The organism is Streptomyces sp. 63XJN7_1_ISO-PGPR-S23-121, assembly GCF_056173025.1.
The window spans coordinates 5350802-5373184 of record NZ_CM149653.1 but is presented as its reverse complement, the minus strand read 5'-3'; the positions used below and the strand labels follow the sequence as shown (position 1 = coordinate 5373184).

At 73.0% G+C, this 22383-nt stretch carries 21 protein-coding genes; 12 read left to right on the top strand and 9 right to left on the bottom strand.

What is annotated here, in order from left to right:
• The first annotated feature begins 46 nt into the window (after window positions 1–46).
• The 3 genes from AC0VYN_RS23835 (at window position 47) to AC0VYN_RS23825 (ending at window position 3207) form a co-directional block, all read left to right on the top strand.
• On the top strand, window positions 47–526 hold the full coding sequence (locus AC0VYN_RS23835; RefSeq protein ID WP_451687166.1) for a PH domain-containing protein: 480 nt from the start codon (window positions 47–49) through the stop codon (window positions 524–526).
• A 279-nt stretch (window positions 527–805) separates the two neighbouring features.
• Window positions 806–2137, top strand: a complete 1332-nt coding sequence (locus AC0VYN_RS23830; RefSeq protein WP_475532631.1) for a hemolysin family protein — start codon at window positions 806–808, stop codon at window positions 2135–2137.
• Window positions 2134–3207, top strand: a complete 1074-nt coding sequence (locus AC0VYN_RS23825; protein WP_475532630.1) for a hemolysin family protein — start codon at window positions 2134–2136, stop codon at window positions 3205–3207. Before AC0VYN_RS23830 ends, AC0VYN_RS23825 begins: the two co-directional genes overlap by 4 nt.
• Window positions 3208–3388: 181 nt before the next feature.
• Here AC0VYN_RS23825 and AC0VYN_RS23820 read toward each other — a convergent pair whose 3' ends face one another.
• Window positions 3389–5254 carry an AAA family ATPase gene (locus AC0VYN_RS23820; protein ID WP_475532629.1) on the bottom strand — a complete coding sequence of 622 codons (1866 nt, stop codon included), beginning with the start codon at window positions 5252–5254 and terminating at the stop codon, window positions 3389–3391.
• A gap of 454 nt (window positions 5255–5708) precedes the next feature.
• Complete coding sequence (locus AC0VYN_RS23815) at window positions 5709–6356, bottom strand: uridine kinase family protein (RefSeq protein ID WP_475532628.1); 648 nt, start codon at window positions 6354–6356, stop codon at window positions 5709–5711.
• A gap of 172 nt (window positions 6357–6528) precedes the next feature.
• Between AC0VYN_RS23815 and AC0VYN_RS23810 the strand changes: the two genes are divergently transcribed.
• The 3 genes from AC0VYN_RS23810 (at window position 6529) to AC0VYN_RS23800 (ending at window position 8935) form a co-directional block, all read left to right on the top strand.
• A complete protein-coding gene (locus AC0VYN_RS23810; RefSeq protein WP_475532627.1) occupies window positions 6529–7896 on the top strand; it encodes a peptidase C39 family protein in 1368 nt (455 codons plus the stop codon).
• Window positions 7897–8052: 156 nt separating this feature from the next.
• Window positions 8053–8193 carry an SCO1431 family membrane protein gene (locus AC0VYN_RS23805; protein WP_475532626.1) on the top strand — a complete coding sequence of 47 codons (141 nt, stop codon included), beginning with the start codon at window positions 8053–8055 and terminating at the stop codon, window positions 8191–8193.
• An 82-nt stretch (window positions 8194–8275) separates the two neighbouring features.
• Window positions 8276–8935 carry a TetR/AcrR family transcriptional regulator gene (locus tag AC0VYN_RS23800; protein ID WP_385457791.1) on the top strand — a complete coding sequence of 220 codons (660 nt, stop codon included), beginning with the start codon at window positions 8276–8278 and terminating at the stop codon, window positions 8933–8935.
• 53 nt (window positions 8936–8988) lie between these two features.
• Here the strand turns inward: AC0VYN_RS23800 and AC0VYN_RS23795 are convergent, their stop codons facing one another.
• The gene (locus tag AC0VYN_RS23795; protein ID WP_475532625.1) at window positions 8989–10248 is read right to left on the bottom strand and encodes a glycoside hydrolase family 18 protein; all 1260 of its coding nucleotides are present in this window, start codon (window positions 10246–10248) and stop codon (window positions 8989–8991) included.
• 358 nt (window positions 10249–10606) lie between these two features.
• On the opposite strand from AC0VYN_RS23795, the gene AC0VYN_RS23790 reads away from it, so the two are divergent.
• Window positions 10607–11779 carry an acyl-CoA dehydrogenase family protein gene (locus AC0VYN_RS23790; protein WP_475532624.1) on the top strand — a complete coding sequence of 391 codons (1173 nt, stop codon included), beginning with the start codon at window positions 10607–10609 and terminating at the stop codon, window positions 11777–11779.
• Here the strand turns inward: AC0VYN_RS23790 and AC0VYN_RS23785 are convergent.
• Complete coding sequence (locus AC0VYN_RS23785; protein WP_475532623.1) at window positions 11742–12023, bottom strand: hypothetical protein; 282 nt, start codon at window positions 12021–12023, stop codon at window positions 11742–11744. The genes AC0VYN_RS23790 and AC0VYN_RS23785 overlap by 38 nt on opposite strands.
• A 212-nt stretch (window positions 12024–12235) precedes the next feature.
• Window positions 12236–12673: a hypothetical protein gene (locus AC0VYN_RS23780; RefSeq protein WP_475532622.1), complete on the bottom strand. Its 438-nt coding sequence runs from the start codon at window positions 12671–12673 to the stop codon at window positions 12236–12238.
• A 267-nt stretch (window positions 12674–12940) separates the two neighbouring features.
• Between AC0VYN_RS23780 and AC0VYN_RS23775 the strand changes: the two genes are divergently transcribed.
• The 4 genes from AC0VYN_RS23775 (at window position 12941) to fxsA (ending at window position 17111) form a co-directional block, all read left to right on the top strand.
• Window positions 12941–13381, top strand: coding sequence for an Lrp/AsnC family transcriptional regulator (locus AC0VYN_RS23775; RefSeq protein ID WP_385457782.1), 441 nt, complete (start codon window positions 12941–12943; stop codon window positions 13379–13381).
• A gap of 77 nt (window positions 13382–13458) precedes the next feature.
• Window positions 13459–15063, top strand: coding sequence for an amidohydrolase (locus AC0VYN_RS23770; RefSeq protein WP_475532621.1), 1605 nt, complete (start codon window positions 13459–13461; stop codon window positions 15061–15063).
• Between the two features lie 526 nt (window positions 15064–15589).
• Window positions 15590–16492 (top strand): polyprenol monophosphomannose synthase, encoded by a 903-nt coding sequence (locus AC0VYN_RS23765; RefSeq protein WP_475532620.1) that lies wholly within the window; start codon window positions 15590–15592, stop codon window positions 16490–16492.
• Between the two features lie 46 nt (window positions 16493–16538).
• Window positions 16539–17111, top strand: coding sequence for an FxsA family membrane protein (gene fxsA, locus AC0VYN_RS23760; protein ID WP_475532619.1), 573 nt, complete (start codon window positions 16539–16541; stop codon window positions 17109–17111).
• 137 nt (window positions 17112–17248) lie between these two features.
• On the opposite strand, the gene AC0VYN_RS23755 is transcribed toward fxsA, so the two are convergent.
• From AC0VYN_RS23755 to yczE, 4 genes are all read right to left on the bottom strand, one after another.
• Window positions 17249–17623, bottom strand: a complete 375-nt coding sequence (locus tag AC0VYN_RS23755; RefSeq protein ID WP_003977404.1) for an RNA polymerase-binding protein RbpA — start codon at window positions 17621–17623, stop codon at window positions 17249–17251.
• Between the two features lie 279 nt (window positions 17624–17902).
• A complete protein-coding gene (locus tag AC0VYN_RS23750) occupies window positions 17903–19249 on the bottom strand; it encodes an MFS transporter (RefSeq protein ID WP_475532618.1) in 1347 nt (448 codons plus the stop codon).
• Between the two features lie 78 nt (window positions 19250–19327).
• Entirely contained in the window at window positions 19328–20095 is a 768-nt protein-coding gene (locus AC0VYN_RS23745; RefSeq protein ID WP_475532617.1) for a glycerophosphodiester phosphodiesterase family protein, read from the bottom strand.
• Window positions 20092–20826, bottom strand: a complete 735-nt coding sequence (yczE, locus tag AC0VYN_RS23740) for a membrane protein YczE (protein ID WP_475536970.1) — start codon at window positions 20824–20826, stop codon at window positions 20092–20094. The genes AC0VYN_RS23745 and yczE overlap by 4 nt, the downstream gene beginning before the upstream one ends.
• Window positions 20827–20856: 30 nt before the next feature.
• On the opposite strand from yczE, the gene AC0VYN_RS23735 reads away from it, so the two are divergent.
• Window positions 20857–22356, top strand: coding sequence for an SCO1417 family PLP biosynthesis transcription factor (locus AC0VYN_RS23735; protein ID WP_475532616.1), 1500 nt, complete (start codon window positions 20857–20859; stop codon window positions 22354–22356).
• The last annotated feature ends 27 nt before the right edge of the window (window positions 22357–22383 follow it).

The following is a 22383-nucleotide window of genomic DNA, read 5'->3' as shown; positions in this document are numbered from 1 at the left end:
CCCCCCGCCCCGTCGTTCCTCCAGCATGATGCGGAGCACACACACCATGTCGGACGCACCGTCGGGCGCCGGACCGGACCTGCCCGCCCTGCCCGTCACCTTCCGGCCGGGCCGCACCCGGGCCGTCCTCCTCGGTCTGGCCGCGGCCACCGTCGTGACCGTCTCGGCGGTCGGCATGTTGCTCGACGGACTGGGCCCGGGGGAGCGCCTCAGCTTCGTGCTGACGGCCCTCTTCCTGGCCGGAGTCCTGCTGATGCTGTCCCGGCCCAAGGTCGTCGCCGACGAGTCGGGCGTCACCGTCGTCAACCTGACGAACCGGCGGCATCTGGAATGGGCGGAGATCCTCCGGGTCAACCTCCGGGCCGGCGACCCGTGGGTGTTCCTCGACCTCAGCGACGGCACCAGCCTGCCCGCGCTCGGCATCCAGCCGGGCATCGCCAAGGAGCGCGCCATCGCCGACGCCCGTGCCCTGCGGGCCCTGGTGGAGGCCCGCTCCGCCGCCGGCCCCGAGGCACCGCGCGGCTGACCGCGCACGTCCCCGGGACGCCACCCGAGCGGCCCCGGGGACCGGCTCGGCGGCGTCCACCCTGCCGCACGCACCCTTTTCGTGATTAATCTGGGAACGGAGACGCGGTCGTCGCGCCTCCGCCCCTGTCGCTCCGCCCGGTGCGCGGGGGTTCCTGCTACCCGAGGAGTGACTCCCTCCGGCGATGGACGGATCGTCCTGCAGTACCTGCGCCGCCCCCTGCCGACATAGCGCGGACCGTGCCCACGAGGCACGCGTCCCTGCGGAGGCGGCGGCATCATGACCACCCCCCTGCTGCTCCTGGCAGCCGCGTTCCTGCTGATCCTGGCCAACGGCTTCTTCGTCGCGGCCGAGTTCGGCCTCGTGACGGTCGAACGGCCGGACGCCGAGCAGGCCGCCGCCGACGGCGACCGGCGTGCCAGCCGGGTCGTCGAGTCCCTCAAGGAGCTGTCCTTCCAGCTCTCCGGCACCCAGCTCGGCATCACCATCACCTCCCTGGTCGTCGGCATGCTCGCCGAACCGGCCCTCGCCCGGCTGCTCGACGGCCCGTTCACCGCGATCGGCGTCCCCGACGGCGCCGTGTCCGGCGTGTCGGTGATCGTCGGCATGCTGCTGGCCTCGGCCGTGCAGATGGTGATCGGCGAGCTCGTGCCCAAGAACTGGGCGGTGTCCAAGCCGCTCCAGGTCGCGCGCTTCGTCGCCGGCCCGCAGCACGCCTTCGCCCGGCTCTTCCGACCCGTGATCTCCGCGCTGAACACCGTCGCCAACCGGCTCGTGCGCATGCTCGGCATCGAGCCGGCCGAGGAACTGGCCTCCGCCCGCACCCCCGGCGAACTGGTCTCCCTGGCCCGGCACTCCGCGCGGGCCGGCGCCCTGGAACAGGACACCGCGGAACTCTTCGTCCGCACCCTGTCCCTGGGCGAACTGACCGCACAGCACGTCATGACCCCGCGTGTGAAGGTCAGTGCCCTGCAGTCCTCGGCGACCGCCGAGGACGTCGTCAACCTGACCCGGGCCACCGGCCTGTCCCGCTTCCCCGTCTACCGGGAGAAGATCGACGAGATCGTCGGCATGGTCCACCTCAAGGACGCCCTCGCGGTCCCCGCGCACGAGCGGCTGCGCACCCCCGCCGGCCGCATCGCCCGCCCGGCCCTGCTCGTCCCCGAGACCCTGCCCGTACGGCCGCTGCTCACCCGCCTGCGCAGCGAGCAGCCCATCGCGGTCGTCGTCGACGAGTACGGCGGCACCGCCGGCGTCGTCACCCTGGAGGACATCGTCGAGGAGATCGTCGGCGAGGTCCGCGACGAGCACGACGGACTGGACGTGCCCGAACTCGCCCCCGCCCCGCCCGAGGAAGGCCGCCCCGCCTGGGACGTCGACGGCAGCTGCCGCGTCGACGCCCTGCGGCGCATCGGCCTGGAGCCGCCCGAGGGGCCGTACGAGACGGTGGCCGGCCTGGTCGCCGACCTGCTCGGCCGCATCCCCGCCGTCGGGGACCGCGCGGAACTGCCCGGCTGGCGCCTGTCGGTACGGCAGGTCGGCCACTACCGCGCCGAGCGGATACGGCTGGTGCGGACGGTACCGGCGTCACTGCTGGAGGCCGCCCGATGAGCGTCCTGCAACTCCTGTTCGCCGCGCTGCTCGTCCTCGCCAACGGCTTCTTCGTCGGCGCCGAGTTCGCCCTCGTCTCCGTGCGCCGCAGCCAGATCGAGCCGCTCGGCACCGCCCGGGCCCGGCAGGTGCTGTACGGGCTCGAGCGGCTGCCGCAGATGATGGCCGCCGCCCAGTTCGGCATCACCGTCTGCTCGCTGACGCTCGGCGCGGTCGCCGAGCCCACCGTCGCCCACCTGCTGGAGCCGGTCTTCGAGTGGATTCACCTGCCGCAGGGCATGATTCACCCGCTCGGCTACGTCATCGCGCTGGCCGCCGTCGTCTTCTGCCACCTCGTCATCGGCGAGATGGTCCCGAAGAACCTCGCGATGGCCGCCCCCGAGAAGGCCGCCCTGTGGCTGAGCCCCGGCCTGGTCGCCTTCGCCCGCCTCTGCAGGCCGATCACCGTCGCGCTCGGCGCCTGCGCCCAGGGCATCCTGCGGCTGTTCCACGTCGAGCCGAAGGACGAGGTCGAGGCCGTCTTCACCAGCGAGCAGCTCAACCGGCTGGTCGAGGACGCCGGGCAGGCCGGCCTGCTCGACCCGGAGGAGCAGGAGCGCCTGGAGGACGCCCTGGAACTGGGTTCCCGCCCGGTGACGGACGTGCTCCTCGGGCGCGAGTCCCTGGTGACGGTCAGCCCCGCGGTCACGCCGGGCGAGATCGTGGCGCTCACCGCCCGCACCGGGTACTCACGCTTCCCGGTCGCGGCGGACACGGGCGCGTTCATGGGATACCTGCACGTCAAGGACGTCCTCGACGTGGAGGACTCCGACCGTGCGGTGCCGCAGCACCTGTGGCGGCCGATGACCACCCTGCGCGCGGAGCTGCCGCTCGACGACGCCCTCACCGTCATGCGCCGCGCCGCGACCCACCTGGCCCAGGTCGCCGACGCGTCCGGCAAGGTGCTGGGCCTGGTCGCGCTGGAGGACGTACTCGAACTCCTGGTCGGCGAGGTCCGCGACCCGGCCCACCGCGAGGCGACGGTGGCGGAACAGCGGACCAGCGGAGCACCGGAGGAGGCACTCGCCTAGCCACGGCCCGCAGCCGTCACAGCTGCGGGCCGCGGTGCGTCCCCCGGTGCCCGAACGCCTGGGAGGTGCCCCAAGGGGCGGCACGGGTGGGCGCGGCGGCACCCCCGCCGCGGGGCGAGCGAGGACCCACCCGGGGCCGCCCCACCCGACGGGCATCCCACAGCACCCCGGGCGACATCGCCTAGACCCCCGGAGGGTCCTGCGGCCCCCGCCCCGACAGCACCTCCCCGTACGCCTGCATGAGATCCGGCAACCGCAGCGTCGCCAGATCGTCCCGCGTCAGCGCCCCGGGGTACCCGGACAACCGCAGATCCCGGTACGCACAGCTCTTCTCGTACAGCGTCCGCAGGAACCGCCCGTTCCCCAGCTCGTCGATCCATCCCTGGTCCACCACGTGCCCGGCGATCGACCGCAGCTCGTCGAGCGCCTCCTCGTCCCACGCGTCCCCGTTCTCGGCGGCGAGCACCTCCCCGATGGAGGTCAGCTCCAGCGGCCGGTAGGAGGGGAAGTCCACACGGGTGGTGAACCGGGACGACAGCCCGGGGTTCGCGGCCAGCAGCCGGTCCATGCCCTCCGGGTAGCCGGCGAGTATCACCACCAGGTGGTCGCGGTTGTCCTCGGCCCGCTTCAGCAGCACCTGCAACGCCTCGTCCCCGTAGGCGTCGCCCTTGCCGTACCCCGAGTTGGACAGCGAGTAGGCCTCGTCGACGAACAGCACGCCGCCGAGCGCGGAGTCGATCAGTTCGTTGGCCTTCACGGCCGTCTGCCCCAGGTACTCGCCGACCAGGTCGGCCCGCTGCGCCTCGACCAGGTGGTCGCCGCCCAGCAGTCCGAGGGCGTAGAAGACGCGCCCCAGGATGCGGGCCACGGTGGTCTTGCCGGTGCCCGAGGGACCGGAGAAGACGAAGTGACGTTTGGGCGGCTGGACGGGCAGGCCCTGCCCGGCCCGCAGCCGCGCCATGTTCAGCTGTGCGGACAGCGCCTTGACCTGCCGCTTCACCGGCTCGAGACCCACCATGCGCTCCAGCTCGGCGAGCGTCTCCTCCAGCAGGGCGGGGTCCGTGGGCCCGGTGGGAAGGAACGGGTCCGCCAGGCCGTCCCTCCTGCGCACCGGCGGACCGGTCGGCGAGGGCAGCGCACCGGCCGGCGGCGGTACCGGGTCGGAGAGCTTCAGATCGCGCTCCGCGGTGCCGAAGAACGGATCGAGCCCGTCGGCACCGTCCGCGCCGTCGGGTCCGGCACCGGCCGGGGCGAGTCCCGCGAGGTCGGCCGGTTCGTCGTAGCCGTCGCTCTCGGCAATGGCCGCCAGCCGGGCCGAGGTGTCCATGAAGGCCGGGTCGGCGCGGTGCACGGCACGGTACAGGGGCAGCGCCGCGGCGCTGCGGCCCGTACCCTCGTGGGCCCGCGCCAGCCAGTAGCGCAGCTCCTTGCGCTGCGGCTGCTCGCTGCGGCACCGCATGAGCGCGGCCGACAGCAGCGGCTCGGCCTGCCCGTACATCTCCAGCCGTACCCGGGCCATCCCGCTGAACAGGCCCGCCTCGATGCCCAGGAGCGGGTCGCCGAGCAGCGGATCGGTGTGCCGCACGAGCTGTTCCCAGTCCTTGACCAGGTAGGCGCGGCAGGCGTGCAGGAAGCGGACCTGGGCGTCGGTGTCCACCGGCGGCAGCCCGGCGAGTGCCTGGTCCAGCTCCGGGACGTGGCGGCCGTCCAGCCAGTGCGAGGCGTGCGCGAGCAGCAGGTCGCGAGGGCTCTCCAGCACGGGCTGAACCCACCAGCCCAGCCAGTACCAGGAGTTGAGCGTACGGCGGTGCCGGGCGCGCTGTTCGCCGAAGCGGTTCCGGTGCCGGAACATCCGCAGCAGCGCGTTCGTGGTGTCGACGCGCAGCGCGTGCAGGCCGAGCCAGCCGTCGGCCATCGCGGGATCGATGCGCACCGCGGTGCGGAACTCCTCCTCCGCCTGCGGATAGGCCCCCATGGTGTAGGCGTCCACGCCGCGCAGCCAGGCGAGGTCGGCCGGGGCCTGCGGGCCCTGCGTGCCGAAGTCCATCACGTCCCCCACGAACCGTGCCCCCGTCGGTATGCCACCGGACCGTCGCCCGCCGGTCCTCCGGCCCAACCGCTTTGCGGGCGACCGGAGTTGTCAGGTGCGCGCAGCCGCCGTCCGTAGGCCGCACACCGAGGGCATCGTACCCGCGGCGGTCTTCCCTCCGAAGGGTGCCGGGACAGGCCGTTGCCCGAGGTGGGAGCGCGCGGAACACGGACTGGACAGTGACCGAGAGTGATCGGAGAGCGTCGTGGAGCACCCGGAAAAGGTGCTCGGGGCAGAACGAAGCCCCCGGTCACGGGGGAACAACCGGGGGCTTCGCGTCTTCGGGCGGTTCCGTATGACCGCACAGTGCGAACGTAAGACCTGCACGGCCCTTGGGTCAAGCGCAGTTGAGGCACTCCGCCGCGTCGCGGGAGAGTGGCCTTCACAAGTTCAACACATTGCGGAGAGTTCGTCACTCAGCGTGAGAAAGTGTGCCCGGCGCGGCGGGTCCGCCGGGCCCCGGAAGCACCTCGTACCCCTCTCCCCTCTGACGCACCAGCAGGCGCGCGAAGGGGCGCGAGGGGTCATCGGCGAAGTGCCGGCGCTCCGCCGGGATCCACCCGTCCCAGAACGTCCGCTGTTCCGCCCCGTCGCGCGCCCGTCCGCGGGCCCACGCCTCCTCGCGCGGCAGTTCCATCCACAGCAGCAGGGCCAGGTACGGGCGCAGGTCGCGGCGGCCCGCGCCGACCCCCTCGACCAGGACCACCGGCGCGGGCGGCAGCGCGCGCGGCGCGGTGAAGCACCGCGCCCGCCAGTCGTAGGGCGCGTAGTGCGCGGTGCCGCCGTGCCGCAGGGGCTCGATCACCTGACGCAGCAGGCGTCCGGTCCAGTCGAACAGTTCCTCGTGGCTGGCCAGGTCGTCGAGGTGCAGCACGGGGGCGCCGCCCAGCGAATCGGCCAGCCGCCCGGCGAACGTGGATTTCCCCGACCCGGCGTGCCCGTCCACGCCGACGAGGCGCACGGGCCCGCAGGAGGGGGGCAGCCGGCGGATCCGGGAGGCGAGGTCGTGGATGGCGGGTCCTGGGCGGGGCGGAGGGGCGGACGGGCGTTCGTCCAGCACTCTAGTGCCGCCCGCGGGCCCTCCGGCCCCGGCTCCGTGCCACTGGTCGACACCAATGTTCATGGCGTGGCGTGCGCGCAAGTGCTGGCAGGAGCGGCGGCCTGCGGCCATAGTTGGCGCACATCCGTGCAACGGACCCGCCCCGACGCGCACACCTGGGGGACTTTCACCCATGAGCAGAGCCGAACAGCCCTCCCGCAGAACGGTCCTGGCCGCCGCGGTCGCCGCCGCGGTGGCCGGCGGCGCGATCCCGGCCACCGCCGAGGCCGCGCCGACCGCCGGCACCGCCGCGGACCCCGACCGCGCCTCCCGTCCGGTCGACTACCACGCCTGGACCACCTTCCAGGACTGGCGGCACGGTGCCGCGCAGGGTGCCCGGCCCGTCGCGGGCGCCCGGCCCGGCGTCGTCATCGGCGTCCCGGCCGGCACCGCCGACTACACCGATCCGCACACCGGCACCACCGCCGCCTGGGAGTACGCCACCTGGACCTCGCCCGTCCACCGGCTCGCCGTGCCCGCGACGGAGGTCATCGCCTCCTGGAACGCCCGCACCCCGAGCGGCACCTGGCTCCAGGTCGAGCTCAGGGGCACCTACTCGGACGGCACGGACACGCCCTGGTACGTGATGGGCCGCTGGGCCGCCGGCGACCAGGACATCCGGCGGACCTCGGTGGACGACCAGAACGACGGCAGAAGCAGCATCTGGACGGACACCTTCTCGATCGACGACGCCTCCACCGGTCTGCGCCTGGTCTCCTACCGGCTCAGGCTTACCCTCCACCGCCGTCCCGGCACGCGGGCCACCCCGACCGTCTGGCGGCTCGGCGCCATGGGCTCCGACGTCCCCGACCGCTTCACCGTTCCGGCCTCCGTTCCCGGCCTCGCCCGGGAACTGTGCGTCCCGCGCTACTCCCAGGAGATCCACAAGGGCCAGTACCCGGAGTACGACAACGGCGGCGAGGCCTGGTGCAGCCCCACCTCCTCGCAGATGATCGTCGAGTACTGGGGCGGCCGGCTCACCGATGAGCAGCTCGCCTGGGTCGACCCCTCCTACCCCGACCCGCAGGTCTGCCACGCGGCCCGGCACACGTACGACTTCCAGTACGCGGGATGCGGCAACTGGCCCTTCAACGCCGCCTACGCGGCCACCTTCAAGGACCTCCAGGGCGTGGTCACCCGCCTCGGCTCACTGACCGACCTGGAGACGCTGATCGCGGCCGGCATCCCGGCCATAACGTCCCAGTCCTTCCTGGAGAAGGAGCTGACCGGGTCCGGGTACGGCACCTCGGGCCACCTGATGACCGTGATCGGCTTCACCGCCGACGGCGACGTGATCGCCAACGACCCCGCCTCGGACGACAACGAGGCCGTGCGCCGTGTCTACAAGCGGCGCGAGTGGGAAAATATCTGGCTGAGGACCAAGCGGTACAACGCCAGCGGCAAGGTCGTCTCCGGCACCGGCGGAGTCTGCTACCTGTACTTCCCGGCCCGTCCGAGCCCCCGCCAGCGCGCGGCACTCGCGGCGGTGGGCGTGCGCTGACCCCGCGCAGCCACCACGGCCCCCGGCACGCACCACGCACCACCGCCGGGGGCCGTCCGCTGTGACCAAGGTCTCCGCCTCGAGAGCCCCCGGCGATGGCATGGTGGACAGCGTCAGTGGGGGAACCCGACGACCGTCCGAGATCAGCGAGAAGCCATGAGCGCATACACCGCCACCGCCGCCCGTGCCCGAACCGGCGGCCCCAAGGACGACGGCCCGAAGCTCCTCGAGCACATCATGGGCTGGACCCTCGTCGTGGTGGTCGCGATGCTCGTGGTGCGGCTCGGCCTGCTGTGACCTGACCCGCTTGTGACCTGCCCCACGACCCGACCTGCCATACTGCGGACGTCCCGCCGCCCGTAGGAGACCAGGGTCGAAATTGAATATCAGTCAACAACGTGCCGACGCCCGTCCCGGGGTGCGCGGCACGGACCGCTCGCTGGCACGCCGCGCCGAACTCATCGCCATCGGGCGGAGGTTGTTCGCCGACACGTCGTACGACGCGCTCTCGATGGACGACATCGCCCGCCATGCCAACGTTGCCAAGGGGCTGATCTACTACTACTTCCGGTCCAAGCGGGGGTACTACCTGGCGATCATCCAGGACTCCGTCGCCGGTCTGGTCACCACCGCGGCCGGCGGCACCGAACTGCCGCCGGTGGACCGTGTCCACCGCACGATCGACGGCTACCTGCGCTACGCCGAGCACCACCAGGCCGCGTACCGGGCGATCGTCACCGGCGGCGTCGGCTTCGACGCCGAGGTGCACGCCATCCGCGACGGAGTGCGCGAGGCGATCGTGGAGACCATCGCCGAGGGGGCGTACGGCCGCACCGATATCGGCCCGCTGGCCCGCATGGGCCTGCTCTCCTGGGTGTGCAGCGTCGAGGGCGCCACCCTCAGCTGGATCGACCGTCCCGGGCTGTCCCGCGAGACCATGCGCGACCTCCTGGTGAAGACGCTCGGCGGCGCCCTGCGCGCCGTCGAGGAACTGGACCCGGCCTGGCCGGCCCCGGCCCCCGCCCGCCGCGACGCGTGACGCGGGGGCGGAGGCCCGAGCCGGCCTCCGCCCCCGCGTTCCCCTCCTGCCGGTCAGCCGATCGCCTTGATCAACTCACCGTTGGTGGTGTCCCCGCTCAGCTCCCAGAAGAACGTCCCGCCCAGCCCCTGCTGGTTCTTGTACGTCATCTTGGTCGCGATGGTCGCCGGGGTGTCGTAACTCCACCAGTTGCTCCCGCACTTGGCGTACGCGGTGCCGGCCACCGTACCGTTCGCCGGGCACGTGGCCTTCAGCACCTTGTAGTCCTCGATGCCGTTCTCGTACGTCCCCTTGGCCGGTCCGGTCGCGGTGCCGCCGGGCGCGGACTGGGTGACGCCGGTCCAGCCGCGGCCGTAGAAACCGATGCCGAGCAGCAGCTTGGAGGACGGGATCCCGAGGCCCTTGAGCTTCGCGATCGTCGCCGAGGTGTGGTAGTTCGCCTTGGGGATCCCCGTGTACGAGGTCAGCGGCGAGTGCGGCGCCGTCGGTCCGGCGGCGTCCCAGGCCCCGAAGAAGTCGTACGTCATCGGGTTGTACCAGTCGACGTAGCGGGCGGCGCCCGCGTAGTCGGCCGCGTCGATCTTGCCGCCGGCGGTGGCGTCGGCGGTGATCGCCGCCGTCACCAGGTTGCCGGTGCCGAACTTGGCGCGCAGCGCCGACATCAGCTTCCCGAACGCGTCCCGGCCGCTGGTGTCGCAGGTCAGCCCGCAGGCGTTCGGGTACTCCCAGTCGATGTCGATGCCGTCGAAGACGTTCGCCCACTTGGAGTTCTCGACCAGGTCGTAGCAGGACTGGGCGAACGCAGCCGGGTTCCTCGCGGCCTCGGCGAAGCCGCCGGACCAGGTCCAGCCGCCGAAGGACCAGAGGATCTTGAGGTTCGGGTGCTTCTTCTTCAGCTTGAGGAGCTGGTTGAAGTTGCCGCGCAGCGGCTGGTCCCAGGTGTCGGCGACGCCGTCGACGGACTCGGCCGCGGTGTACGCCCGGTCGGTGGCCGCGTAGGCGTCGCCCATGGCGCACTTGCCGCCGGTGACGTTGCCGAAGGCGTAGTTGATGTGGGTGAGGTTCGCGCCGGAACCGGACGTCTCGATGTTCTTGACGTAGTACTTGCGGTCGTAGGTGCCCCATTCGGTGAAGTAGCCGACGACCTTCGAGCCGGCCGCTGCCTGGGCGGAGGGTGCCGCCTCTGCGGCCGTGCCGCTGCCGGCGGCCGTCGCGGTGCCCGCGCCGGCGAGCAGGCCGGCGCCGAGGGCCGCGGAGCACAGTGCGGAGAGCAGCGCCCCGAACGGGGCGCGGGGGAGGTGCGGGACGTGCATCGGGTGTCTCCTCGTGGGGGGAAGAGAGAACGCTCGCCGATTGGCATGAACGCGGTAACGCGGTCGGTCCGTCACCGTAGGAGGACTAGACCAGTAAGGTCAATGGTTCGGACCAAATGGCCCGTCACCCGGGGGAGTTCGGGCTCCCGCTGCCCGGTGGGAGATTTCTTCGAGTAAGCGGTCGTTAACTGGTGACTCCATGCGTCCGATCGGGCATACTCACAGCGCACAGCCGCTGGTCAGGCGCTTCCGCGACCCGGGAGTGCGAGCATCGGCCCAGCCCGAACGACCTGGCGGAGCCGCCTCCACCCAAGGCGCACGTCCGCCGATGTGCCCGAAAAGGGAGGAGAGCGTCGCCATGCCCGACCGCGCCCCGCAGCCGGTGGACCGGCAACTGCCCACGGACGAGGCACGGGATCTGATCTCGCTCGTCCGCGACATCGCGCAGCGCGAGATCGCCCCGAGCGCGGCCGAGGAGGAGGACGCCGGACGCTTCCCGCGCGAGGTCTTCACCCTGCTCTCCGACTCCGGCCTGCTCGGCCTGCCCTACGACGCCGAGTACGGCGGCGGCGAGCAGCCCTACGAGGTCTACCTCCAGGTCCTGGAGGAACTCGCCGCGACCCGGCTCACCGTCGGCCTGGGCGTCAGCGTGCACACCCTCGCCTCCTACGCGCTCGCCGCCTACGGAACCAAGGAGCAGCAGGTCGAGCACCTGCCCGCGATGCTCGGCGGCGGTCTGCTCGGCGGCTACTGCCTCTCCGAACCGGCCTCCGGCTCGGACGCCGCCTCCCTGCGCACCAAGGCGGTGCGGGACGGGGACGACTGGGTGATCACCGGGACCAAGGCGTGGATCACGCACGGCGGGATCGCCGACTTCTACACCGTCATGGCGAGGACGGGCGTGGAGGGCCCGCGCGGCATCACCGCCTTCCTGGTCTCCGGCGACGCCGAGGGGCTGAGCGCCGCGGTGCCGGAGAAGAAGATGGGTCTCAAGGGCTCGCCCACCGCGCAGGTCCACCTCGACGGCGTGCGGGTCCCCGACTCCCGGCGTCTCGGCGACGAGGGGCAGGGCTTCGCGATCGCCCTGTCCGCGCTCGACTCCGGGCGGCTCGGCATCGCCGCCTGCGCGATCGGCGTGGCCCAGGCGGCACTGGACGAGGCGGTGTCCTACGCGGCCGAACGACGGCAGTTCGGCAAGCCGATCTCGGACTTCCAGGGGCTGCGCTTCATGCTCGCCGACATGGCCACCCAGATCGAGGCGGGCCGCGCGCTGTACCTGACCGCGGCCCGGCTGCGCGACGCGGGACTGCCGTTCGCCAAGCAGGCCGCCATGGCCAAGCTGTACTGCACCGACACGGCGATGCGGGTCACCACCGACGCCGTGCAGGTCCTCGGCGGCTACGGCTACACCGCGGACTTCCCGGCCGAGCGCTACATGCGCGAGGCCAAGGTCCTTCAGATCGTCGAGGGCACCAACCAGATCCAGCGGATGGTCATCGCCCGTCACCTCGCGGGGCCCGAGGGACGCTGAAGGTGCCGGTGACGCCGATGTCACCGGCCGCGACGGCCTCGCCGAGCTCCCGCGGGAGCCCGGCGAGCATGACCCACTCCGGATCGTGGCGCCCCGGCAGGGTGCGGCCGCGGTCCGCCCAGGTCCGCATCAACTCACGGTAGATCGGCGGGTCCGGGGCGTGCGGAGCCGGCGGCGTCGGCCCGGTCGGCACCGGCACGAACACGCGGTGCCGGCTCCCGGCCGCCGAGTACGTGGGAGTCATACCGGGGCAACGCGGCGCGGCGCGGGCAGGTCACCGGCCCGTGGAATCGGGCGTGCGTTCACGGGGTCCGCCGCGCAGCCCGGGCGGCGGCCGGTGCCGCGTGCCCTCCCCGGCGGCCGTCGCGGCATGCCTGTCCGCGCCACGGCGGGCCGCGGCGCGGAAGGGTTCACGCAAGGAGCGGTGCCCCCGGGCGGACCCGGGAACGCGGTCGCTCAGGCCGCCTCGCGCCGCATCGTCGGCACGCGCATCGGGCGCGAGCCCGGGCCGCCGACGTGGGAGAAGGGCTGGGTCCGCCAGTCCAGGCTCCGCGGAAGGGTCAGCAGCAGGGCGGTGTCCTGCTCGTGCGGCTGGAACGACGCGTCCGCGGGGCGCGCGTCGGTGGCCCTGCGCCCGGTGCCCGCACACGCGGTCAGACCGAACGGATTCCACGGCGAGGCGCACAGCGCGTGCTCCGGCAGCACATCCTCGTCCGCCAGCAGGGCGATGGGCTGCGCGCAGTCCGGGCAGATCACCCGGTACATCTCGAACGTGTCGTAGGCGTCGAGTTCCTCGTCGTCGAAGGCGTCGGGATCGACACCCTCCGGCACGGATTCGACGACGGGCTGCTGCCGCTTGGGCGCGGAACGACCAGGGCGCTTAAGACTCTGCATGGGATTCTCCCCCTCGGGCTGGGCCGTGACGGCACTGCGGCCTCGACCACAGCAAGCACTTCCCCTCCCCCCTACCTGGTAATCACGGGAACATCACGGAGACGGGCCGGAAGGTGTGGTGTTGGTCACACGCCGCTCGCAGGTGTCCGGTGCGGCGGTTTTGTCCCCGCCGAGCCGCCCGCCGGACCCCGCCCGCGCCACGAACCGGGCCCGGCCCGGGCGGCTCGGGTACCCGCGGAGATCAGGCGCACTGTAGGTTCTTGCGCCATGGAGGAGCTGGACCGACAGATCGTGCAGCTGCTCGTCAAGGACGGGCGGATGAGCTACACAGACCTGGGCAAGGCCACGGGCCTGTCCACGTCGGCCGTGCACCAGCGGGTGCGGCGGCTGGAACAGCGTGGCGTCATCCGCGGGTACGCCGCGGTCGTCGATCCGGAGGCCGTGGGCCTGCCGATGACCGCCTTCATCTCCGTCAAACCGTTCGACCCCAGTGCGCCCGACGACATCGCCGACCGGCTGGCCGGGGTCCCCGAGATCGAGGCGTGCCACAGCGTGGCGGGCGACGAGAACTACATCCTCAAGGTGCGCGTGGGCACCCCGCACGAGCTGGAGGAACTGCTCGCCCGGGTGCGTTCCCTGGCCGGCGTGTCGACCCGCACCACGGTGGTCCTCTCGACCCCCTACGAGGCACGCCCGCCGCGGATCTGACCCGCCGGGACTCCTCGCCCCCTCCTGGCGCCGACCTGCGTGCGAGCCGCCCGGGGGGAGGGGCGAGACTGGTGTCCATGAGTGAGTCCACCACCCCGCCCGCCACCGTCCTGCTGCGCCGCGGCGAGGTCCACAGTCCCGCCGACCCCTTCGCCACCGCCATGGTCGTCGAACGCGGCCAGGTCGCCTGGGTCGGCTCCGAGGGCGCCGCGGACGCCTTCGCGGACGGCGTGGACGAGGTGATCGACCTGGACGGCGCCCTGGTCACCCCGGCGTTCACGGACGCACACGTGCACACCACGTCCACCGGCCTCGCCCTCACCGGCCTGGACCTGTCCGGCGCCGCCACCCGCGAGGCGGCCCTCGCGCTCGTCCGGGACTTCGCCGCGGCCCGCCCCGGCGACCGGGTGCTGCTCGGCCACGGCTGGGACGCCTCCCGCTGGCCCGACGGAACGCCGCCGTCCCGCACGGAACTGGACGAGGCCACCGGCGGCAGACCCCTCTATCTCAGCCGTATCGACGTCCACTCCGCGGTCGTCACCACCGCCCTGCTCGACCTGGTCCCGGGCGGCGCCGGACGGGCGGACGGCCCGCTCACCGCCGACGACCACCATGCCGTGCGCGCCGCCGCGCTGGGCGCGGTCACCGCCGCCCAGCGCACCGAGGCCCAGCGTGCCGCCCTCGCGCACGCGGCCTCGCTGGGCATCGGCACCGTTCACGAGTGCGCAGGCCCGGAGATCTCCTCCGAGGACGACCTCACCGGACTGCTGCGCCTCGCGGCCGAGGGCGACGGACCGCGCGTGATCGGCTACTGGGCCGAGCGGGACGTCGACCGGGCCAGGGAGCTGGGCGCGGTCGGCGCCGCGGGCGACCTCTTCGCCGACGGCGCCCTCGGCTCGCACACCGCCTGCCTGCACGAGCCGTACGCCGACGCCGGCCACACCGGCACCGCCTACCTGGACGCCGCCGACGTCGCCGCCCACGTCGTCGCCTGCACCGAGGCGGGCCTCCAGGCGGGCTTCCACGCCATCGGCGACGCCGCCGTGACCGCCGTCGTGGAGGGCGTGCGCGCCGCCGCCGAGAAGGTCGGCCTCGCCCGTGTCCGCGCCGTCCGTCATCGCGTCGAGCACGCCGAGATGCTCACCCCGGAGACCGTCGCGGCCTTCGCCGAACTCGGCCTCACCGCCTCGGTGCAGCCCGCCTTCGACGCGCTGTGGGGCGGTGACGACGGCATGTACGCCCAGCGGCTCGGCGCCGAGCGGGCCCGTACCCTGAACCCCTTCGCGGCCCTCCTGCGCGCCGGCGTCCCGCTGGCCTTCGGCTCGGACAGCCCGGTCACCCCCCTCGACCCGTGGGGCACCGTCCGGGCCGCCGCCTTCCACCGCACCCCGGAGCACCGCGTCTCCGTGCGGGCGGCGTTCACGGCGCACACGCGCGGCGGCTGGCGGGCGATCGGCCGGGACGACGCGGGCGTCCTGGTGCCGGGCGCCCCGGCGGACTACGCCGTCTGGCGCACCGGCGACCTGGTGGTCCAGGCGCCCGACGACCGGGTCGCGCGCTGGTCGACGGACCCGCGCTCCGGCACCCCGGGCCTGCCCGACCTCACCCCGGGGCGCGATCTGCCCGTCTGCCTGCGTACCGTCGTGGGCGGCCGGACGGTCTTCGTACGCCCGGGCGAGTGATCTCCACGGCCGACGAGGCGGTGATCTTCCGACCCGCGGGGACCGGGCGCCCGCCGCGCTGACCTGGGCTTTGGTGTGAAAACCGCAGGTCGAACGACTGTTGACAGGCGACGGCGGAGGGCCGGTAGGTTCGGCGGAGTCCACCACCGGACGCCCGACCGGGAAACCTCCGCGCACTCGCCGCGGCGCCGCTGCGTCAGGGACGGTGTGCCGTACCGGCGCACCGCCACTGGGAGCCAGGCTCAGCGCTCGCGCCGCGGCGGGGGAACGATACGGCCGGTCGGGAGGTGTGACCCCGGGTGGGGCCCGGGAGCTCAGTAGACAACGGCTTTCGGTCGACCCGCAGCCAGCGGGCCCCAGGTCGGCCCGAAGGGCGCCGGGCCCCCATCCGCAGTGGAAACGGTCCGAAACGCGCATCCATACCCCGATTCCCGGCCGACGACACCGCCAATCGAACGTCCTGTCACGTCACCGCAGGCCGCGGCCACTATGGTGGTCCTCTGCGTACGGACATGAAGGGGCAGCAGTGAACGACGGCGACGGGACGCTCGCGGCAGCGGACCAAGGGAGGCGGTTCGGCCCCCTGGGCACGGCCCTGGTGATCATCCCGACCTACAACGAGGCGGAGAACATCAAGGCGATCGTCGGGCGCGTGCGCGAGGCGGTCCCCGAGGCACACGTTCTCGTGGCCGACGACAACAGCCCCGACGGCACCGGCAAGCTCGCCGACGAACTGGCCGCCGGGGACGACCACGTCCAGGTGCTGCACCGCAAGGGCAAGGAGGGCCTGGGCGCCGCCTACCTCGCGGGCTTCCGCTGGGGCCTGGAGCACGGGTACGGCGTGCTGGTCGAGATGGACGCCGACGGCTCCCACCAGCCCGAGGAACTTCCCCGCCTGCTGACCGCGCTCAAGGGCGCCGACCTGGTGCTCGGCTCCCGCTGGGTGCCCGGCGGCCGGGTGGTGAACTGGCCCAAGTCCCGCGAGTTCATCTCCCGCGGCGGCAGCATGTACTCGCGCCTGGCGCTCGACCTGCCGCTGCGCGACATCACGGGCGGCTACAGGGCCTTCCGCCGGGAGACCCTGGAGGGTCTGGGCCTGGACGAGGTCGCCTCCCAGGGGTACTGCTTCCAGGTCGACCTGGCCCGCCGGGCGATCAAGGCCGGCTACCACGTCGTAGAGGTGCCCATCACATTCGTCGAGCGCGAACTCGGCGACTCGAAGATGAGCCGCGACATCCTCGTGGAGGCCCTCTGGCGGGTGACCACCTGGGGTGTGGGGGAGCGGGTCGGCAAGGTGCTGGGCCGGGACAAGCCCACCGAGAGGCCCGCCGGCACGCCGGACCAGGGCCCGGACGGCCGGAGCACCGCCGGCGGGGAGGCCGGGAAGGACGCGCCGGCCGGGTCGAGCGCGCCGGACGAGAAGGCCTGATCACCCCCTTATCCCGTGCTGAGCCGGGCCCAGGCACACTGGAGGTATGACGACAGGCGCTCAGCCCTCCAGGACCCCCGCCCGGCCCCGGCGCTCACGGCTGCGCACGTTCCTGCCGCTGGGTCTCGCCGCGTGGCTCGTGCTGGAGGTCTGGCTGCTGACCGTGGTCGCGGGCGCGTCCAGCGGGTGGGTGGTCTTCCTGATCCTGGTGGCGGGTCTGGTGCTCGGCTCCGTGGTCATCAAGCGGGCCGGCCGCCGCGCCTTCCGCGACCTCACCGAGACGCTGCAACAGCAACAGCCCGGCGTGATGCCCGTACCCCGCCCGAACAGCGAGGGCAACGGGCTGACGATGCTGGGCGGCCTGCTCCTGATGATTCCCGGCATGATCTCGGACGCCGTGGGCCTGCTCCTCCTGCTGCCCCCGGTCCAGAAGGCCGTCAGCCGGTACTCGCAGCGGACCCTGGAGCGCAAGCTGCGCGGGACGAGCCCGGGCGCCCTCGGCGACGCCTTCCGCCAGGCCCGCATGCACCGCCCGGACGGCAAGGTCGTCCAGGGCGAGGTGATCCGGGAGGAGCCGGGCGACGCCCCGCAGGGGCCCCGCCCGCCGCTGGCGCGCTAGCCCGGACCCGCGAGCGGGTGAGCGCCCTCCAAGGACGCACCGGCGCACGACACGAACGCGGGCGCCGTACGTGATGTCACGTACGGCGCCCGCGTTCGCTTGCGTTCGCTGACAGTCCGGCTCAGCCCCCTTGGGGACTACGCACTCTTGCGGCTGTCCCGCGGATGAACCGCGATGTTCATCGCGCCGGAGCGCAGAACGGCCAGCCGCTCCTCGAGGACCTCTTCGAGTTCCTCGCGGGTGCGCCGCTCCATCAGCATGTCCCAGTGCGTACGCGCGGGCTTGGCCTTCTTCTCCTCAGGGCCGTCGCCGTCCACCAGGAGTGCCTGGGCCCCGCAGACCTTGCACTCCCACTCCGGCGGGATCTCCGCCTCGACCGAGAAGGGCATCTCGAACCGGTGCCCCTTCTCGCATGCGTACTCCACGGCCTGGCGCGGGGCCAGGTCGATGCCGCGGTCCGTCTCGTAGCTGGTCACCACGAGGCGCGTGCCGCGAAGAGCTCGCTCACTCATGAATCGTGCCTCCCGGGCTTGTCGCCCACAGGACAGGTGTCGCTGTCGTCGTCATCCGGTCAACGTCCGGGCGGCGGTAAAGATTCCCGTCCGGAGTCCCCGTTCCGGGCCATGCGTCGCCGTCGCAGCCGCAGCCTTGTCAACCAGTGCAGTACCCGCCGACGTCCGGTTTGTCACCTCTGTGGTCAGTTGTGACATAGCGTTTCGGCACCTTTGACGCGCAGTAACGGTACGCCTGGCAGGCCAAACGCGTACACTACAGCCCTTTCGTGTCGAGTGCTAAATCCTTTCGGGTACCGCGTTGCCCGCGTCGCCGATCGCTCGCCGTACCGGTACCCGCGCGAGCAGGACGAAACCGATGACGAAGAACGCCACCAGCGAGATGATCGCGTCACGGTAGCTCCCGGTCAGCTGGTAGGTGAGCCCGAAGAGCAGCGGTCCGAGCCAGCTCATGCCCCGGTCGCTCATCTCGTAGGCGGAGAAGTACTCGGCCTCCTTGCCGGGCGGGACCAGGTGTGAGAAGAGCGAGCGGGACAGCGCCTGGCTGCCGCCGAGCACGAGGCCGATGCCGGCGGCCAGGACGAAGAACCACGCGGGCGCCCCGGCGGGCAGGAAGTACCCGGCCGCGAGCGTGACCGTCCAGGCGACCAGCGACCCGAGGATCGTGCGCTTGGCGCCGTACGTCCGGGCCAGCCGGCCCAGCGCCAGCGCGCCCACCACCGCCAGCACCTGGACCAGCAGGACGGCCACGATGAGCGTGGACTGCCCGAGCCCCAGTTCCTCGGAGCCGTAGACCGAGGCCTGGGAGATCACCGTCTGGATGCCGTCGTTGTAGACGAGGTAGGCCAGCAGGAAGGACAGGGTCAGCGGGCGGCGGCGCATGTCGCGGACGGTCGCCGCGAGCTGCCGGAAGCCGGGGAGGGCCGCCCCCCGGGCGGGGGTGCGGCGGTCGCGCAGCCGCCGGAGCGGTATGAGCGTGAAGGCACCCCACCACAGTCCGGCCGAGGCGAGGCAGATCCGGACCGCCGCGCTCTCGCCGAGGCCGAAGGAGTCGTGGGCGGTGTAGAGGACGAGATTCGCGACCAGGACCAGGGAGCCGGCGGCATAGCCGAAGGCCCAGCCGCGGGAGGAGACGGCGTCGCGTTCCGCGGGCGGCGCGATCTGCGGCAGGTAGGAGTTGTAGAGCATCATCGCCACCGACTGCGCGGCGTTGGCGACGACCAGGAGCAGGCCGCCCAGCAGGTAGCGGTCGCCGTCCAGGAAGAACATGCAGGTCGTGGCCGCCGCGCCGGTGTACGCGGCGGCCGCGAGCAGCGGCTTCTTGCGGCCCGTGCGGTCCGCCGCGGCGCCCACCACGGGCATCACGAGCACCGCCACGATCACCGACAGGGACACCGAGTACGCGAAGAAGGAGCCGGAACGCACGGGGATGCCCAAGGGGTGCACGTATCCGTCCGCGTCCGACGCCGCCTCGGCGACCGACGTCAGATAGGGCCCCAGGAAGACGGTGAGCACACTCGTCGAGTAGACCGAGCAGGCCCAGTCGTAGAAGTACCAGCCGCGCTGCTCGCGCCGCCGGCCGGCGGCCCCGTCGGCCGCGTCCGTCCGCACGGTGTCGATGCCCACCCGTGCCCTCGCTTCCCCGTGAACGCGCGACGCCCTGGCGGGGGCCGGCCCGTGGGGCTCAGACGGTCTCGGACGGTCTCAGACCCAGACGCCGCGGTCCTCCATGACCGTGCGCAGTGTGTCGATGTGATCGGTCATGATGCCATCCACTCCCAGGTCCAGGAGCCGGTGCATGCGGGCCGGATCGTTCACCGTCCACACGTGCACCTGGAGCCCGCGCGCGTGGGCGGTGCGCACGAACCGGTGGTCCACCACCGGGATGCCCGACTGGGCCTCCGGCACCTGCGCGGCCACCGCCGACCGGCGCAGGGCGGCCGGCACACCCCAGGAGCGCAGCCGCAGGCCGAGGACGCCCAGGATGCCGTACGAGGTGGCGAGGCGCGGGCCGGCCGTCCGCTGGGCGCGGACCACCCGGGCCTCGGAGAACGAGCCGACGCAGATCCGGTCCCAGGCATTCGCCCGCCGGACCAGGTCCAGGAGGGGCCGCAGGGCCGGCTCCGCCTTCACGTCGATGTTCCAGCGCAGGCCGGGGAAGGTCTCCAGTAGCTCCTCGAAGAGCGGCACCGGTTCCGCGCCCGCCACGCGCGCGCGGCGCACCTCCGCCCAGGGCAGGTCGGCGATCCTTCCGGCGCCGTCCGTCACCCGGTCCAGGGTCGCGTCGTGGAAGGCGACGAGCCGCCCGTCCCGCGTGGCGTGGACGTCCGTCTCGATGTAGCGGTAGCCCGCCTCGACCGCGCGGCGGAACTGGCGCACCGTGTTCTCCACACCATCCGCGGCACCGCCCCGGTGGGCGAAGGCGATCGGGCCGGGATGGTCGAGGTAGGGGTGGCGTATCGGGGTGGTCACCGCCGCAGTATCGCGCGCCGGGGCCGACCCTCGGCAACCACCGTGCTGCCCTGCGGTGCCACGGGGACGGCGAACGCGCGCAGGAAGACCTGGGCGAGCGGACCGATCACCAGGGCGTACAGCAGGGTGCCCACCCCGACCGTGCCGCCGAGGACGAAGCCGGTCGCCACGACGGTGATCTCGAGGACCGTGCGCACCAGGCGCACCGACAGGCCCGTGCGCCGGTTCAGGCCCGTCATCAGGCCGTCCCTCGGGCCCGGACCGAACCGGGCCGCGATGTACAGCCCTGTCGCCGCGCCGTTCAGGACGATCCCCGCCGCCATCATGGCGGTCCGCAGCGCCCAGCCGTGGGCGTCGGGCACCAAGGCCAGCGTCGCGTCCATCGCGGCGCCGATCACCAGCACGTTGGAGACCGTGCCCAGGCCCGGCCGCTGGCGCAGCGGGATCCACAGCAGCAGCACGGCCGCGCCCACGACGGTCAGCACCACGCCCATGGACAGGCCCGTGCGCTCCGCGAGGCCCTGGTGCAGCACGTTCCACGGCTCGAGGCCGAGCCCCGACCTGACCAGCAGCGCCGAACTCGCGCCGTAGAGCACGAGGCCGCCGTAGAGCTGTGTCAGCCGCCGTGCGAGATGACCGTGTCCGGATCGCCTGGACAAGACGTGCCCCCCTGTGTGGTGGTAGTGGCCTGCTGCATGACACCCTGTGGCTTGAGAAGCAGAGCCAACCATGGCCAATTCGGGGAAGGTGGACTGATTTTCATGGCGCAGTGGACCTCGGCCGTGGGGGCGGCCCAGCTCGCCCGGCTGCTCGGCTCCCAGCAGGACCGCCCGGCCGGCCCCGGCACGCGCCGCCCGCCCGCCTACCGCGCCCTCGCCGACGGCGTCCGGCTGCTGGTCCTCGAGGGACGGGTGCCGGTGGCCGCCCGGCTGCCCGCCGAACGCGAGCTGGCCCTCGCCCTGACCGTCAGCCGCACCACGGTCGCCGCCGCCTACGAGGCCCTGCGCGCCGAGGGCTTCCTGGAGTCCCGCCGCGGCGCCGGCAGCTGGACCGCCGTACCGGCCGGGAATCCGCTGCCCGCCCGCGGCCTGGAACCGCTGCCGCCCGAGGCCCTCGGCTCGATGATCGACCTCGGCTGCGCGGCACTGCCCGCACCCGAGCCCTGGCTCACCCGCGCGGTGCAGGGCGCCCTGGAGGAGCTGCCGCCCTACGCGCACACCCACGGCGACTACCCGGCCGGGCTGCCGGCGCTGCGGTCGATGATCGCCGAGCGCTACACCGCCCGCGGGATCCCGACCATGCCGGAACAGATCATGGTGACCACGGGCGCCATGGGAGCGATCGACGCGATCTGCCACCTCTTCGGGGGGCGCGGCGAGCGCATCGCGGTCGAATCGCCGTCGTACGCCAACATCCTCCAGCTGATGCGCGAGGCGGGGGCGCGACTGGTCCCCGTCGCGATGGCCGAGGGTCTCACCGGCTGGGACGTGGACCGCTGGCGGCAGGTGCTGCGCGAGGCCGCGCCCCGCATCGCCTACGTCGTCGCCGACTTCCACAACCCCACCGGCGCGCTCGCCGACGACGACCAGCGGCGGCGGCTGGTGGACGCGGCCCGGTCGGCCGGGACCGTCCTCGTCGCCGACGAGACGATGAGCGAGCTGTGGCTCGAGGACGACGTCGAGATGCCGCGCCCCGTCTGCGCCTTCGACCCGGCCGGCTCCACGGTCGTCACCGTCGGTTCCGCCAGCAAGGCCTTTTGGGCGGGCATGCGCATCGGCTGGGTCCGTGCCGCGCCCGATGTGATCCGCAGCCTCGTCGCCGCGCGCGCCTACGCCGACCTGGGCACGCCGGTGCTGGAGCAGCTCGCGGTGAACTGGCTGTTCAGCACGGGCGGCTGGGAGCAGGCGGTGCGGATGCGGCGCGAGCAGGCCCGGCAGAACCGTGACGAGCTGGTGGCGGCGGTCCGGCGCGCTCTGCCGGACTGGGAGTTCGAGGTGCCGCGCGGCGGCCTCACCCTCTGGGTGCGCTCCGGCGGCCTCTCCGGCTCGCGCCTCGCCGAGGCGGGGGAACGCGTGGGGGTGCGGGTCCCGTCCGGGCCGAGGTTCGGCGTCGACGGGGCCTTCGAAGGGTATGTCCGGCTGCCGTTCACCGTCGGCGGGGCGGTGGCGGAGGAGGCGGCCGTGCGGCTGGCCGCGGCGGCCCGGCTGGTGGAGAACGGGGGCGCCGGAGGAGGCGAGGCACCCCGGACCTTCGTGGCCTGACCGGAAGGCGCCCGGCCCCGGCCGGGC